Below are 14265 nucleotides of genomic sequence, written 5' to 3'. Positions count from 1 at the left end.
AAGGAAGCAATCGACGATAACGCTGATTGAGTCATCGAGCGGCAACGGAGGGAGAACGCATGGACTGCATGATCAGGTTGGCGACAAAGGAAGATGTGGCAGCAATCAGCCGAATTGTGATCACCGCACTACGCGAGTCGAATGCCTCGGACTACCCACCCGAGGTGATCGATCGGGTCGAGCAAAGCTTCACGCCTGAAGCTGTTGCTGCGCTGCTCGGCAAGCGCATGGTCTTCGTCGCCTCGTTGCACAGCGCATTGATTGCCACCGCCAGCCTCGACGGCGATGTGGTCAGATCGGTCTTCGTCGATCCCGCACACCAGGGCAACGGAGTAGGCCGCCGGCTGATGGAAACCCTCCACGCCCAGGCAATCAACGCCGGCATGGCCAAGCTGAGGGTGCCGTCCTCACTTACCGCCGAAGACTTCTACGCCGGCTTGGGCTATCGCAAAGTGCGCGATGAATACCACGGGGCGGAACGCACCGTGGTGATGGAAAAGACGCTGCAGGCCTGTGGATAACGCTGCGCTGCTATACGGAGAACTTGCTACTGTCCAGCAGCCGCGTAGGGTGCTTGACGCGTTTCTCATCCACCAGTTGGGGGCGCAATCCACAGACTGGCGGACATAAAAACCGATGTCCGCCCTACGTCTGCTTCTCGTTCACCACTTCTATTCTCAGCCCTGCTCCATCCCTTCCTTGCGCAACAGATAACTATCCATGATCCAGCCATTGCGCTCGCGTGCCTCGGCACGGGTCGTGGCGATGCGTTCGGCCACCTCATCCAACGGGCCGGCAATCAGGATTTCATCAGCCGTGCCGACGTACGCGCCCCAGTAGATATGCAGTCCCTGGCCGACGAAGCGGCGGTAGGTGTCCTTGGCGTCGAGCATCACCGCCACGCTGTCCACGCCTTGCGGCCAACCTTCGGCGAGCAGGCGGCCGGTGGTGATTTCCACGGCGCGGCCAATGCTGTTGAGCGGAATGCGGTGACGCGCGGTCAGCGCCTGCAGGCTGGTGATGCCGGGGATCACGTCATAGACGAAATCGCTACGGCGCGCGGCGATGGCTTCGATGATGCGGATGCTGCTGTCGTACAGCGAGGGGTCGCCCCAGACCATGAATGCCGCCGTCTCGCCGTCCGCCATCTGCTCGTCGATCAGCTGCTCGAACACCGCCTGCTTGTCACGGTTGAGATCGTCGACGCTGGCGCGATAGTCGGCGGCATCACGTTCACGCTCCGGTTGCAGGCCTTCGGCGAAGCGCGGCGTGTGGCCTTCCAGAAAGCGCGCACAGATCTCGCGGCGCAGGGCGTTGAGCTTGTGCTTGGCCGCGCCCTTGTCCATCAGGAAGATCACGTCGCTGCGACGCAGCGCCTTGATCGCCTGGTAGGTGATGTAGTCCGGGTCGCCGGCGCCGATGCCGACCAGCAGCAGGGTTTTCATGGGGTTCTCCAGGTGCGCCCTGGCACGCCGGGCGCCAGGTCGTCGATATGGTGGTAGTCAGCCTGCAGCGCCTGCGCCAACTGGCGGGCGCGGCCCAGGCGGATGGGCGCGCGCTCGGTGTCGAGCAGCAGGGTTGGGCATGGCAGCGGCGCCAGCGCTGGCAGGTCGCGCAGGCGACCGTCGGTGAGAATCAGCAGGCGCTGGCGTTCGTACGGTTTCACGCGCTGCCGACGCAACAGCCAGTCGCCGGCCTGGCGCAGCGCGTCGAGCAGCGGCGTACCGCCACCGGCGCCCAATTCGTGCAGCCAGCGATGCAGCTCGGCACTGGCCTTGCGCCCCTGCCACAGCCATTGCGCTTCACGGCCACCGGCCTGCAAAACGGCCAGGCGCGCGCGCTGGCGATAGGCGCTGTCGAACATTTCAGCGAGCACGCCTTTAGCCAGGCTCAGCGCGCCGTGGCGACGGGTGGAAGCGGAGGCATCCACTAGCACCAGCCATAGCTCTTCGGCCTGCCGGCTGCGCGGGCGCAGCACTAACTGTTCGCGGCGCTGCGGCCTGCCTTGGCGCAGGGTCGCCGGCCAGTCGATACGGTCGGCCACGCCAGCTCGTGCGGCGCCACGCAGGCCACCGCCGAGTCGTCCGGGCCGGTTACGGGCATCCGCGCCTGTGGCTATGCGCGGGCGGATGCTCAGGGCTTTTTTGGCCAGCGCGGCGGCACCCGCCGCTCGCCCATGGCCTGTGGCTGCGCCGGCAGCTCACCCCACTGGCCTTCGCCCTGGCTCTGTTCCTGCGCCTGCTGCGGCGCCTGGTTCTGCTCGGGCGGCGTGGCAGCCGGCGGTCGTTGCTGGCGACGGCGATGGCGCAGAACGAAGTCCTCCACTGCGTCGATATCCACAGGCTCGATAGCCGCCGCGCCGCGCCAGGCGGCATGGACGCGGGCGGCGCGCAGCCAGACCAGATCGGCGCGCAGACCATCGACGCCGGCAGCGAAGCAGCGCTGGCTGATCTCACCCAGGGCGGCGTCATCCAGCGGGATATCGACCAGGCGCTGGCGGGCGTTCTGGCAACGGGCAGCGAGGGCATCATGCTCGCCCTGCCAACGTTGCAGGAAAGCAGCAGGATCGGCATCGAAGGCCAGCCGGCGACGGACGATCTCGGCGCGCTCGGCCGGTTGCGGCTGGCCATCAAGGGCCAGGTTGAGGCCGAAACGGTCGAGCAGTTGCGGGCGCAGCTCGCCCTCCTCGACGTTCATGGTGCCGATCAGCACGAAGCGCGCGGCATGCCGATGGGAGATGCCGTCACGCTCGACATGGTTGACCCCGCTGGCGGCGGCATCGAGCAGCAGGTCGACCAGATGATCCGGCAGCAGATTGACCTCATCGACATAGAGCACGCCGCCGTTGGCGCGGGCCAGCAGGCCGGGGGAAAACTGCGCCCGGCCCTCGCCCAGCGCCGCGTCCAGATCCAGGGTGCCGACTATGCGCTCCTCGCTGGCACCCAGCGGCAGGGTGACGAAGCGCCCCCCCTCCAGCAGGTCGGCCAGGCCACGGGCCAGGGTCGACTTGGCCATGCCGCGCGGCCCCTCGATCAACACGCCGCCGATGGCCGGATCGATGGCCGCCAGGCACAACGCCAGTTTCAGCGAATTGGCGCCAACCACGGCGGCAAGGGGGAAGTGATGTTCGGTCATGGCAGTGATCCGTGGAGGTGAGCGGTCGCACCTGGCTTTTGTGGGAGGGGCTTTAGCCGCGAGCACGTCGCCGCTGAGGCGCCCCCCACAATGGGCACGCTACACCCGTAGGGTGAGTTAACGGCGCTGAACGCCGGCCTTGTGTCTGCAGAAAAACTCGGCGCGCCGCGTAACCCACCAGGCGATATACCGTATAGCTCCAATGGTGGGTTACGCCGCACCCGCTTCAGCGAGTTGGCCAGCAACCATGACAGGCGGCTAACCCACCCTACGGTCTCGGCGGTGCCGGATGAACCCTCTCCCCCGGCCCCTCTCCCATAAATGGGAGAGGGGAGAAAAAACGCTCGCATCAGCTTTCCTCGCTATCGAGCAGCAGGTTTTCCAAGGCTTCGCGGTACTCGCCGGGATACTCCCACAGGCCGCGCTGCTGGGCTTCCAGCAGGCGTTCGAGGATATCGTTGAGCGCCCCCGGGTTGTGCTGCTGGATAAAGTCGCGGGTGTCCTTGTCGAGCAGGTAGGCATCGGTGAGCAGCGCGTACTGGTGGTCATCGACCAGCTCGCTGGTGGCGTCGAAGGCGAACAGGTAGTCGACGGTCGCGGCCAGCTCGAAGGCGCCCTTGTAGCCGTGGCGCTTCATGCCTTCGATCCACTTGGGGTTGGCCGCGCGGGCACGCACCACGCGGTTGAGTTCTTCCTTGAGGCTGCGAATGCGTGGCGTGTCCGGCTGGCTGTTGTCGCCGTGATAGCTGGCCACCTTGAGCCCGCGCAGGGTTTCCACCGCCGCCAGCATGCCGCCCTGGAACTGGTAGTAGTCGTTGGAATCGAGAATGTCGTGCTCGCGGTTGTCCTGGTTGTGCAGCACCGCCTGCATCTGTTCCAGACGCTCGACGAAGCGCTGCCGCGCGGGTGCACCCTCGGCGCCGCTGCCGTAGGCGTAGCCGCCCCAGTTCAGATACACCTCGGCCAGATCCGCGCGGCTCTGCCACAGGCGCTCCTCGATGGCGTTCTGCACCCCGGCGCCATAGGCGCCCGGCTTGGCGCCGAACACCCGCCAGCCGGCCTGGCGCCGCGCTTCGGCTTCATCTAGGCCGCTGTCCTTGAGTGCCAGCGACTCACGCCAGACTCGCGCCGACAGCGGGTTCATGTCTTCCGGCTCGTCCAGCTCGATCACCGCCTGCACCGCCTCGTCGAACAGGCGAATCAGGTTGCTGAAGGCATCGCGGAAGAACCCCGAGACGCGCAGGGTGACATCCACCCGGGGGCGGCCGAGCTGTTCCAGCGACAACACCTCGAAACGCTCGACGCGCTGGCTGCCGGGCTGCCAAACCGGGCGCACGCCCATCAGCGCCAGCGCCTGGGCGATATCGTCGCCGCCGGTACGCATGGTCGCCGTGCCCCATACCGACAGACCGAGCTGGCGCAGGTGGTCGCCCTCGTCCTGCAGATGGCGCTCCAGCAGGCGATCCGCTGCCTGCACGCCGAGGCGCCAGGCAGTAGGAGTGGGCAGGTGGCGCACGTCGACAGTGAAGAAGTTGCGCCCGGTAGGCAGCACGTCGAGGCGCCCGCGACTGGGCGCGCCGCTCGGCCCGGCGGGCACGAAACGCCCTTCCAATGCCGCCAGCAGGCCGCCCATCTCGGCGTCGCCGCAGGCATCCAGCAACGGCGCGATATGCTCGGCCAGGCCATCGAGAATCAGCGCCACCTCGGCGCCAAAGGCTTCGCTGCGCTCCCCTGCATGGCGCTGTTCGATCAGCCCCAGCGCCAGCAGCTCCAGGCGCTCGCGGGTATCGCCGACGGTGCGCCAAAGGCCGTTATCCACAGCCTGTAATGCCTGGGGACGCAGCCCCGCCCAGGGCTGGCCCATATCGCAATCCAGCGGGTCGAGGCCCAGCTCAAGGCCGCGCGCCAGCGCGCGCAGCAGGCTGGCATTGGCACCCTGGCCATCGCCACGGGGAATGCGCAGCAGCGCCAGCAGGGTGTCGCGGCGCAGTTGCCCGGCCGGCGATTCGCCGAACACGTGCAGGCCATCGCGGATCTGCGACTCCTTGAGGTCGCACAGGTAGGCATCGAGCTGCGGCAGCCAGCTGTCGGCATCGTCATTGAGTTGCAGGCCCAGCTCGCGGTCAAGACTGGCCTCGCGTACCTTGGCCAGAATCTCGCCACGCAGCTCCACGGCGCGGCGCTGGTCGAGCTGGCTGGCGTCATAGTATTCGTCGGCCAGGCGCTCCAGATCGCGCAGCGGGCCATAGCTTTCGGCACGGGTCAAAGGCGGCATCAGGTGGTCGATGATCACTGCCTGGGTGCGGCGCTTGGCCTGCGCGCCCTCGCCCGGGTCGTTGACGATAAAGGGATAGATATTCGGCAGCGGGCCGATCAGCGCCTGCGGCCAGCAGCCCTCGGACAAGCCGACGCTCTTGCCCGGCAGCCACTCCAGGTTGCCGTGCTTGCCGACGTGGATCAGCGCATCGGCGGCGAAGGCCGTGCGCAGCCAGGCGTAGAAGGCGATATAGCCGTGCGGCGGCACCAGATCCGGGTCGTGGTACACCGCCGCCGGGTCGAGCTGATAGCCGCGCGCCGGCTGGATGCCGACGAAGGTCAGACCGAAGCGTAAGCCGGCAACCATCATCCGCCCGCTACGGAACATGGGATCGTCCTGCGGCTCGCCCCAGCGCTCGCGCACGGCTTGTTGATTTTGTTCAGGCAGGCTGTGGAAAAACCCTAGGTAATCATCCAGCGCCAGGCTCTGCGCGCAGGGCCGTGAGTCCAGTCCATCCAGATCATTGGTGACGCCGCCGAGCAGGCTGTGGACAAGTGCGGTGCCACTGTCCGGCAGGTTATCCACCGGGTAGCCCTGCGCCTGCAGGGCGCGGAGGATATTCAGCGCGGCAGCCGGCGTATCAAGACCCACGCCATTGCCGATGCGGCCATCGCGGGTCGGGTAGTTGGCCAGGATGAGCCCGATTCGCTTCTGATCGTTGCTTTTGAGCGCCAACTGGCACCAGTTACGTGCCAGCTCGGCGACAAATTCCATCCCCGGCTCGTGAGCCTGATAGCACACCACATCGCTCTGGCTGCGTTCGCTGCGCCAGGCCAGGCCCTTGAAGCTGATGGCAGTGCCGATCAGCCGGCCATCCAGCTCCGGCAGCACCACATGCATGGCCAGGTCGCGCGAGCCCAGGCCCTGGGCGCTGGCCTGCCACTGCGCCTGGTTGTCCAGCGAGCAGATGGCTTGCAGCACCGGGATGTCGCGGCGGAACACCCGCTCCTGCGGCGCCTCGGGGTTGGACAGGGCAAAGCCGGTGGTGTTGATGATCAGCGCGGCGTTCGTTTCGTCCAGCCAGGCCTGCACCTGATCCAGGCAGGCCGGCTCCTTCAGGCTGGCCACCGCAATCGGCAGCGGGTTAAGGCCCTGGCCGAACAGGTGCTGGCAGAAGGTATCGACAAAGGCAGTGTTCGCCGACTGCACATGGTTGCGGTAGAACAGCAGCGCCACCACAGGCGCGTCCGGCTGCCACTGCGCACGCCAGTCGGCCAGAGTGACTGGACTGTGCTGCGGGTGATAGAGGCCGACACGCGGCAGCGGTTGCGGCTCCTGCCAGGCCTCGTCACGCCCCAGCCAGCGGCTGCCGATGCAGCGAAACAGCTGGCGGGCATTGTCCAGCCCGCCCTGACGCAGGTATTGCCAGAGGCGCTGGCTGTCTTCCTCAGCGACGTTGCCGAGGGCGCTCAGCTCCGGGTCAGGCTTGTCATCACCCGGCACCATGATCACCGTGGCACCGCGCGCACCCAGCTCAACCAGACGTTCGACCCCGTAACGCCAGTAGCTGACCCCGCCATGCACCGAGATCAGAATGACCTTGGCATGCTGCAACACCTGCTCGACGTAGTAGTCCACCGAAGCGTTGTTGCTCAGCTGTGCCGGGCTGGCCAGGCGCAGGCTGGGGTAGTCCTCCGGCAGCTGCCGTGCCGCTTCGGCCAACAGTGAGAGGTGCGAATCACCGGTACACAGGATCACCAGCTCGGCCGGGGTCTGGCCGAGGTCGGCGATGCTGTCGGCCGGCAGTTGGGCGCCGGGCTGGGTGCGCAGGAGGTGCATAGTCGTTCTGTGGGAGGGGCTTTAGCCGCGACTGGCAGCGAACCGGGTCGCGGCTAAAGCCCCTCCCACAATCACTCAGGCCAGCGCGGCCAGCAGGGCGGCCTGAATGGCCGCGCGGTCGAGCTGCTGGCCGATCACTACCAGGCGGCTCAGGCGCGGCTCGCCTGCTTGCCAGGCGCGGTCGAAGTGGCGGTCGAAGCGCTGGCCGACGCCCTGCACCAGCAGGCGCATGGGTTTGCCAGGGATCGCCGCGAAGCCCTTCACCCGCAGAATGCCGTACTTGGCCACCGCGGCCTTCAGCGCGGTCAGCAGGCGCGCCTCCTCGGCTTCGGGTAGTTCCACGTGGAACGAGTCGAATTCCTCATGATCGTGGTCTTCGTCTTCATCGTCGTGATGGGTGCGGCGGCTGTCGATATGCAGCTCGGTTTCGCTGTTCAGACCCAGCAGCACGTCCAGCGGCAGCTCGCCGCCGTGCGCCTCGATCACCTTCACCGCCGGCGGCAGTTCCTCGGCCACCTCGGCGCGCACCGCGGCCAACGCCTCGGCATCGAGCAGGTCGGCCTTGTTGAGGATCACCAGGTCGGCGCTGGCCAGCTGGTCAGCGAACAGTTCATGCAGCGGCGACTCGTGGTCGAGATTGGGGTCGAGCTTGCGCTGCTCGTCCACCCGGTCGGGGAAGGCAGCGAAGGTGCCGGCAGCTACCGCCGGGCTGTCGACCACGGTAATCACCGCATCGACGGTGCAGGCGTTGCGGATTTCCGGCCAGTTGAAGGCCTGCACCAACGGCTTCGGCAGTGCCAGGCCGCTGGTTTCGATGAGGATATGGTCGAGGTCGCCACGGCGCGCTACCAGTTCGCGCATCACCGGGAAGAACTCCTCCTGCACGGTGCAGCACAGGCAGCCGTTGGCCAGCTCGAAGACGCGGCCATTGGCTTCCTCCTCACTGCAGCCGATTGAGCATTGCTTGAGGACCTCGCCATCGATACCCAGCTCGCCGAACTCGTTGACGATCACCGCGATACGGCGGCCGCCGGCATTGGCCAGCAGGTGGCGCAGCAGGGTGGTTTTGCCGGCACCGAGAAAACCGGTGACGATGGTGACAGGCAGTTTGGCGAGGGTTTTCATGGAAGGCCCCGTGGCGTCGGTAAGTTCGGCGGACGGGTACGCGCAGGCGGGCACGCAGAGGCGTGCTGGCCGCGTCGGATCACCCCGTCCGAGCAAGTGGCTGGTCAGTCGAGGCAGGTCTCCTGGCTCACGGCTTGCGCGGCGCGCATCCCTTCACCTTCCCGCGATTGGCAGTGGTTTAACGAAGGGCATAACCGTTCACAGTTGCGGGGGCAGCCAGGGCATCGACCCTGTTCCCTCTTAGCTTCGCCGCGCTTCGGCGGCGAAGAACCTCAAAAGCGAGAAGGCTACGCAGGCCGCGGCGGCCGGTCAATCGCGGTTGACCGCTGGCAAGTGCCATGATGAGCTACGCCACCGCTCAGCCCGAATACTGCTCATGTTGCCGACTGCCTCCGACCACCCATCCGCCTTACCGACACAGATCGTCGCCGGGCTGGGTTGCCGCCGCGGCTGCAGCCGGGACGAGCTGCTCGAACTGCTTATCCACAGCCTGGCTCGGCATGAACTGACGGTGGACAATCTCGCGGGCCTGGCCAGCATCGCCCACAAACGCGACGAAGCCGGCTTGCACGGCCTGGCCGAACATCTGGGTCTGGAGCTGGTGTTCTTCTCGCCCGAGCAACTGGCTGGCTATCAGACGCCGACAGGCGCAAGCGCCCTCAGCCAAGCCACCGCCGGCAGCCCCGCCGTAGCCGAGCCTTGTGCCCTGGCGCTGGCGGCAAAGATAGGCACAGCGCCGCGCCGGCTCGGCGAGAAAACCCGCAGCGCCAGCGCCACCTGCGCGCTGGCCATATTCGATAGAGAACCCGCATGACCGTCTACTTTATCGGCGCCGGCCCCGGCGACCCCGAGCTGATCACCGTCAAGGGCCAGCGCCTGATACGCAGCTGCCCGGTGATCCTTTATGCCGGCTCGCTGGTGCCCGAAGCGGTGCTGCAAGGCCACAGCGCCGAACAGGTAGTGAATACCGCCGAGCTGAATCTTGCAGAAATCGTCACCCTGCTGCATCAGGCCCATGCGCGTGGCCAGGATGTAGCGCGAGTGCATTCCGGCGACCCTTCGCTATACGGCGCCATCGGCGAGCAGATTCGCGAACTGCGTGCCCTGGGCATTCCGTTCGAGATCGTCCCGGGCGTCACCGCCACCGCCGCCTGCGCGGCGCTGCTGGAATCCGAGCTGACGCTGCCGGATATCGCCCAGACGGTGATCCTCACCCGCTATGGCACCACCTCGCCAATGCCCGAGGGCGAACAGCTGCATGACCTGGCCAGGCACCGCGCAACCATGGCCATCCATCTCGGTGTACGCCAACTGCCGGCTATCGTCAGCGAACTGCTGCCGCACTATGGCGCCGACTGCCCCATTGCCGTTATCCACAGGGCCAGTTGGCCGGATCAGGACTGGGTGGTAGGCACCCTGACCGATATCGAGGAGAAAGTCGCCGCCAAGGGCTTTCGCCGCACAGCCCTTATCCTTGTCGGGCGGGTACTGGATCCCGGTGCGTTTGCCGAGTCGACGCTTTATGACGCCACTCATCGCCATCTCTACCGTCCCGGCAGCCACTGAGCCTGGCGAGAAACCGTACAGTTCGCTGAAAGCCCTGCCAGACAAGGCCTTCGGCTACTTATCAACAAGATAACCAGCCTTTTATCCAAACGCTCTGTGGACAACCGGAATGTTAGCGAACAGTTTCTGTACAAGTCGCTGAAAGCCCCTATCTATAAGGCCTACAGCCAGGTATCACGAGGATATCCACATGTTGATCCACGGCAACTGTGAGCAACTGCTCAGAGCTGCACCTCAACCCGCTTGATACCCAGAATCCGCAGCTCCGGCACCAGCTCATCCAGACTGGCAAAGGTTTCTACCTGCTCGGTTTCATCCACCAGAAAGAAGCTGCGGCCGGCATCTTTCTTGAAAAACACGATCCACTCAGCCGTATTGGCCGGATTAGCCATGATCTGGGTATCGAATAGAACGCCCTCGGCCGTTCTGCGTTTCACATCTGCGCGCTTCATCCGTTCTCCCGTTCCAGCCTGTCAGGGGTGCGCCTGCCGAAATGCCTGGCGGGCGGACGGATAGTGTAAGGGATGAGAAGGCCCCACTTGCCCCCGCTGGCGAACTGAACCGATACATGTTTATATACGCTTCATTTACGAAACATATAAAGGAGATCAGCATGGGTATCGTCAATATCGATGACGAGCTGCATGACCAGATCCGCCGGGCGAGCAGCGTCTCGGGCCGTTCCATCAATGCCCAGGCAGGCTTCTGGATTCGCATCGGCATGCTCTGCGAGATGAACCCGACGCTGAGCTTCAATGAGGTGATGGCCGCCGAGATGCGCGCGGCCGGCGTGGCGGTACCACCGCGTATGGCGGACGCCTCATGAGCAAGACGCCCGAACAGATCGCCCTGATGGCAGAGTCCGGCAGATTGCTCGCGTCCGTGTTCGGCTATCTGGATCACCTGGATCTGCTCGGCATGTCCACTCTGCAGGTCAATGACCTTGTGGATAAGTACATCGTGGAGGAACTCGAGGCGCGTCCGGCGAGCAAGGGGCAGTATGGTTTCGCCTACGCCATGAACACGTCACGCAACGAAGTGGTGTGCCATGGCGTACCCAGCGCCGACGATGTCCTGCGCGACGGTGATCTGGTGAATTTCGATATCACCCTGGAAAAGAACGGCTACATCGCCGATTCGAGCAAGACCTACCTGATCGGCGAGGTGTCGGACCAGGCTCGTCAGCTCGCCCGAGTGACCTATGAAGCGATGTGCAAGGGCATCGCAGCCGTGAGGCCGGGCGCCCGCCTCGGCGATATCGGCCATGCCATCGAACAACACGCTCGCGCCCACGGCTATTCGGTGGTTCGCGACTACTGCGGCCACGGTATTGGCCGAGAAATGCACGAGCCGCCGGAAGTGCTGCACTGGGGCAAAGCCGGCACCGGCCTGACGCTACGCGAAGGCATGACCTTCACCATCGAGCCCATGCTCAACCAGGGCAAGGCGGATGTCCGTACCCTGCGCGACGGCTGGACAGTGGTGACCTGTGACGGCCAGCTCTCGGCGCAGTTCGAACATACCGTGGCGGTCACCCGCGACGGCGTTCGTGTGCTTACGCTGCGCCCCGAAGAGCTGCACCTGAGCGGCGTTTCGGTGTGATAGAAACGCGAAAGCCCGTCCATCTGGACGGGCTTTTTCTTTCTGGGCGGCCTTATTCGACCGTGACGCTTTTCGCCAGATTGCGCGGCTGGTCGACGTCGGTGCCCTTGAGCACGGCCACGTAGTAGGACAGCAGCTGCAGCGGCACGGTGTAGAGGATCGGCGCGAGCAGGTCGTGGATATGCGGCATGGCCACCACATGGGTGCCCTCGCCATTGCTCATGCCGGCCTGCTGGTCGGCGAAGACGATCAGCTCGCCGCCACGGGCACGTACTTCCTGCAGATTGGACTTGAGCTTTTCCAGCAGCTCGTTGTTCGGCGCTACGGTGACCACCGGCATGTCAGCGTCCACCAGGGCCAGCGGGCCGTGCTTGAGCTCGCCGGCCGGGTAGGCCTCGGCGTGGATGTAGGAAATTTCCTTGAGCTTGAGCGCGCCTTCCATGGCCACCGGATATTGCGCGCCACGGCCGAGGAACAGGCTGTGGTGCTTCTCGGCGAACAGCTCGGAAATCTTTTCCACGGTCTTGTCCATGGCCAGCGCTTCGCCCAGGCGGGTCGGCAGGCGACGCAGTTCTTCCACCAGCTCGGCGGCCAGCGTCTTGTCCAGGTTGCCGTGCACCTGGCCCAAGGCCAGGGTCAGCAGCATCAGGCCGACCAACTGGGTGGTGAAGGCCTTGGTCGAGGCCACGCCGATTTCCGGGCCGGCCTGGGTCAACAGGCACAGGTCGGATTCGCGCACCAGCGAGCTGGTGCCGACGTTGCAGATCACCAGGCTGGCCAGGTAGCCGCCCTGCCCTGGTGCCTTCTCCTTGGCGTTGCGCAGCGCGGCCAGGGTGTCGGCGGTCTCGCCGGACTGCGAGACACTGACGAACAGGGTGTCGGGCTGCACCACCACCTTGCGGTAGCGGAATTCGCTGGCCACCTCGACCTGGCAGGGGATGCCGGCCAGCTCTTCCAGCCAGTAACGGGCAACCATGCCGGCGTGGTAGCTGGTGCCGCAGGCGACGATCTGCACGTTCTTCACCCTGGCGAACAGCTCGGCCGCCTGCGGACCGAAGGCCTGCACCAGCACGTGGTCGCTGCCCAGGCGGCCTTCCAGGGTGCGTTGCACAACCTTGGGCTGCTCGTGGATTTCCTTGAGCATGAAGTGGCGGTATTCGCCCTTGTCGGCAGCCTCGGCGCCTTCGTGGTACTGCACGGCTTCGCGCTGCACCGGCTGGCCGGCTGCGTCCCAGATCTGCACGCCGTCACGACGGATCTCGGCGATATCGCCTTCCTCCAGGTACATGAAGCGGTCGGTGACCTGGCGCAGGGCCAACTGATCGGAGGCGAGGAAGTTCTCGCCCAGGCCCAGACCGATCACCAGCGGGCTGCCGCTGCGCGCGGCGAGCAGGCGATCCGGCTGGCGGGCCGAGATCACCGCCAGGCCATAGGCGCCATGCAGTTCCGGAATCGCGGCCTTGAGCGCAGCGCTGAGGTCACCGAGCTGCTGCAGCTTGTGATCGAGCAGGTGGACGATGGTTTCGGTGTCGGTATCGGAGGTGAAGACGTAGCCCAGGCCCTTGAGGCGCTCGCGCAGTTCTTCGTGGTTCTCGATGATGCCGTTGTGCACCACGGCCAGCTCATGACCGGAGAAATGCGGGTGGGCATTGCGCTCGCTGGGCGCACCGTGGGTGGCCCAGCGGGTGTGGGCGATGCCCAGACGCCCGGCCAGCGGCTCGGCCTGCAGCGCGGCCTGCAGTTCGCTGACCTTGCCGACGCGGCGGCGGCGATCCAGTGCGCCCTGCTCGGTCAGCAGCGCCACACCGGCGCTGTCATAGCCGCGATACTCCAAGCGCTTGAGGCCTTCGACCAGGACCGGGGTGATATTGCGCTCGGCGATGGCGCCAACGATTCCACACATGGGGCTCTCCTTTTTAGTTTTCCAGCGGCGCGAGGATCAGCTGAATGCCGCGCGCGCGTATCTGTTCGGCCGCCTGGGCATCCAGGCGCTCGTCGGTGATCAGGGTATGGACGCTGCTCCAGGGCAGCTCCAGATTGGGAATGCGCCGGCCGATCTTGTCGCTCTCGACCATGACGATGACTTCACGGGCCACCTCGGCCATCACCCGCGACAGACCGAGCAGTTCGTTGAAGGTGGTGGTGCCGCGCTCCAGGTCGATGCCATCGGCGCCGATGAACAGCTGGTCGAAGTCGTAGGAGCGCAGCACCTGCTCGGCCACCTGGCCCTGGAAGGACTCCGAATGCGGATCCCAGGTACCGCCGGTCATCAGCAGCACCGGCTCGTGTTCGATATCGCGCAGGGCGTTGGCCACGTTGAGCGAGTTGGTCATCACCACCAGACCAGGCTTGTAGCCAAGCTGCGGAATCATGGCCGCCGTGGTGGTGCCGCTGTCGATGATGATGCGCGCGTGCTCGCGAATACGTGCCACGCCGGCACGGGCAATCGCCTGCTTGTAGGGGGAGATGGGCTGCGTCGGCTCGCTGATCAGCTCTTGCGGCACCGGCACGGCGCCGCCATAGCGACGCAGCAGCAGGCCGTTCTTTTCCAGGGCAGCAAGATCCTTGCGAATGGTCACTTCGCTGGTGGCAAAGTGCTGGGCCAGAGCGTCCACGCTCACCTCGCCCTGCTCGACAAGCAAGGCAAGGATAGTGTGACGACGTTGCGGCGTGTTGCGCTTCGACATGCTTAAGTTTCGATTCGAAAGATAATGGCGCGAATCAAAACATATGATCGAAAG

General features: G+C 65.4%; 13 protein-coding genes and 1 riboswitch. Of the genes, 5 read left to right on the top strand and 8 right to left on the bottom strand.

Translation table 11 applies throughout. The features are described from left to right. Nucleotides 1-59: 59 nt before the first annotated feature. Complete coding sequence (locus DXK50_RS04250; protein WP_212629434.1) at nt 60-521, top strand: GNAT family N-acetyltransferase; 462 nt, start codon at nt 60-62, stop codon at nt 519-521. Nucleotides 522-677: 156 nt separating this feature from the next. On the opposite strand, the gene cobF is transcribed toward DXK50_RS04250, so the two are convergent. The 5 genes from cobF to cobW form a co-directional block, all read right to left on the bottom strand. Next, on the bottom strand, nt 678-1445 hold the full coding sequence (gene cobF, locus DXK50_RS04245) for a precorrin-6A synthase (deacetylating) (RefSeq protein WP_212629433.1): 768 nt from the start codon (nt 1443-1445) through the stop codon (nt 678-680). Continuing rightward, entirely contained in the window at nt 1442-2152 is a 711-nt protein-coding gene (locus DXK50_RS04240) for a VWA domain-containing protein (protein WP_212629562.1), read from the bottom strand. The genes cobF and DXK50_RS04240 overlap by 4 nt, the downstream gene beginning before the upstream one ends. Beyond that, nucleotides 2134-3135 (bottom strand): ATP-binding protein, encoded by a 1002-nt coding sequence (locus DXK50_RS04235; protein ID WP_212629432.1) that lies wholly within the window; start codon nt 3133-3135, stop codon nt 2134-2136. Before DXK50_RS04235 ends, DXK50_RS04240 begins: the two co-directional genes overlap by 19 nt. A gap of 349 nt (nt 3136-3484) precedes the next feature. Further along, nucleotides 3485-7231, bottom strand: a complete 3747-nt coding sequence (gene cobN / locus DXK50_RS04230; protein WP_212629431.1) for a cobaltochelatase subunit CobN — start codon at nt 7229-7231, stop codon at nt 3485-3487. Nucleotides 7232-7306: 75 nt separating this feature from the next. Further along, on the bottom strand, nt 7307-8356 hold the full coding sequence (gene cobW, locus DXK50_RS04225; RefSeq protein ID WP_212629430.1) for a cobalamin biosynthesis protein CobW: 1050 nt from the start codon (nt 8354-8356) through the stop codon (nt 7307-7309). 95 nt (nt 8357-8451) lie between these two features. Further along, nucleotides 8452-8646: riboswitch (cobalamin riboswitch) on the bottom strand. Nucleotides 8647-8732: 86 nt separating this feature from the next. Here cobW and DXK50_RS04220 point away from each other — a divergent pair. Beyond that, nucleotides 8733-9170, top strand: coding sequence for a cobalamin biosynthesis protein (locus DXK50_RS04220; protein ID WP_212629429.1), 438 nt, complete (start codon nt 8733-8735; stop codon nt 9168-9170). Further along, nucleotides 9167-9922, top strand: coding sequence for a precorrin-4 C(11)-methyltransferase (cobM, locus tag DXK50_RS04215; protein WP_212629428.1), 756 nt, complete (start codon nt 9167-9169; stop codon nt 9920-9922). The genes DXK50_RS04220 and cobM overlap by 4 nt, the downstream gene beginning before the upstream one ends. A gap of 221 nt (nt 9923-10143) precedes the next feature. Here the strand turns inward: cobM and DXK50_RS04210 are convergent, their stop codons facing one another. After that, the gene (locus DXK50_RS04210; protein ID WP_161864287.1) at nt 10144-10374 is read right to left on the bottom strand and encodes a hypothetical protein; all 231 of its coding nucleotides are present in this window, start codon (nt 10372-10374) and stop codon (nt 10144-10146) included. A gap of 161 nt (nt 10375-10535) precedes the next feature. On the opposite strand from DXK50_RS04210, the gene DXK50_RS04205 reads away from it, so the two are divergent. Both DXK50_RS04205 and map read left to right on the top strand, forming a co-directional pair. Beyond that, the gene (locus tag DXK50_RS04205; RefSeq protein WP_090431653.1) at nt 10536-10748 is read left to right on the top strand and encodes a ParD-like family protein; all 213 of its coding nucleotides are present in this window, start codon (nt 10536-10538) and stop codon (nt 10746-10748) included. Next, complete coding sequence (map, locus tag DXK50_RS04200) at nt 10745-11524, top strand: type I methionyl aminopeptidase (RefSeq protein WP_212629427.1); 780 nt, start codon at nt 10745-10747, stop codon at nt 11522-11524. Before DXK50_RS04205 ends, map begins: the two co-directional genes overlap by 4 nt. A 52-nt stretch (nt 11525-11576) precedes the next feature. Here map and glmS read toward each other — a convergent pair whose 3' ends face one another. Next, nucleotides 11577-13427 (bottom strand): glutamine--fructose-6-phosphate transaminase (isomerizing), encoded by a 1851-nt coding sequence (glmS, locus tag DXK50_RS04195; protein WP_212629426.1) that lies wholly within the window; start codon nt 13425-13427, stop codon nt 11577-11579. A gap of 13 nt (nt 13428-13440) precedes the next feature. Beyond that, on the bottom strand, nt 13441-14211 hold the full coding sequence (locus DXK50_RS04190; protein WP_212629425.1) for a DeoR/GlpR family DNA-binding transcription regulator: 771 nt from the start codon (nt 14209-14211) through the stop codon (nt 13441-13443). Nucleotides 14212-14265: the final 54 nt, after the last annotated feature.

It is taken from the genome of Pseudomonas sp. KB-10 (assembly GCF_018221585.1).
Classification (GTDB): domain Bacteria; phylum Pseudomonadota; class Gammaproteobacteria; order Pseudomonadales; family Pseudomonadaceae; genus Aquipseudomonas; species Aquipseudomonas yangonensis.
Note: the sequence above shows the minus strand (reverse complement) of the source record. Positions and strands in the feature narration are given on the sequence as shown.

Bases quoted from the DNA above. Each gene is read 5' to 3' on its own strand.
- DXK50_RS04250 (WP_212629434.1), top strand. From the start codon at position 60: ATGGACTGCATGATCAGGTTGGCGACAAAGGAAGATGTGGCAGCAATC.
- cobF (WP_212629433.1), bottom strand. From the start codon at position 1,445: ATGAAAACCCTGCTGCTGGTCGGCATCGGCGCCGGCGACCCGGACTAC.
- DXK50_RS04235 (WP_212629432.1), bottom strand. From the start codon at position 3,135: ATGACCGAACATCACTTCCCCCTTGCCGCCGTGGTTGGCGCCAATTCG.
- cobN (WP_212629431.1), bottom strand. From the start codon at position 7,231: ATGCACCTCCTGCGCACCCAGCCCGGCGCCCAACTGCCGGCCGACAGC.
- cobW (WP_212629430.1), bottom strand. From the start codon at position 8,356: ATGAAAACCCTCGCCAAACTGCCTGTCACCATCGTCACCGGTTTTCTC.
- DXK50_RS04220 (WP_212629429.1), top strand. From the start codon at position 8,733: ATGTTGCCGACTGCCTCCGACCACCCATCCGCCTTACCGACACAGATC.
- cobM (WP_212629428.1), top strand. From the start codon at position 9,167: ATGACCGTCTACTTTATCGGCGCCGGCCCCGGCGACCCCGAGCTGATC.
- DXK50_RS04210 (WP_161864287.1), bottom strand. From the start codon at position 10,374: ATGAAGCGCGCAGATGTGAAACGCAGAACGGCCGAGGGCGTTCTATTC.
- DXK50_RS04205 (WP_090431653.1), top strand. From the start codon at position 10,536: ATGGGTATCGTCAATATCGATGACGAGCTGCATGACCAGATCCGCCGG.
- map (WP_212629427.1), top strand. From the start codon at position 10,745: ATGAGCAAGACGCCCGAACAGATCGCCCTGATGGCAGAGTCCGGCAGA.
- glmS (WP_212629426.1), bottom strand. From the start codon at position 13,427: ATGTGTGGAATCGTTGGCGCCATCGCCGAGCGCAATATCACCCCGGTC.
- DXK50_RS04190 (WP_212629425.1), bottom strand. From the start codon at position 14,211: ATGTCGAAGCGCAACACGCCGCAACGTCGTCACACTATCCTTGCCTTG.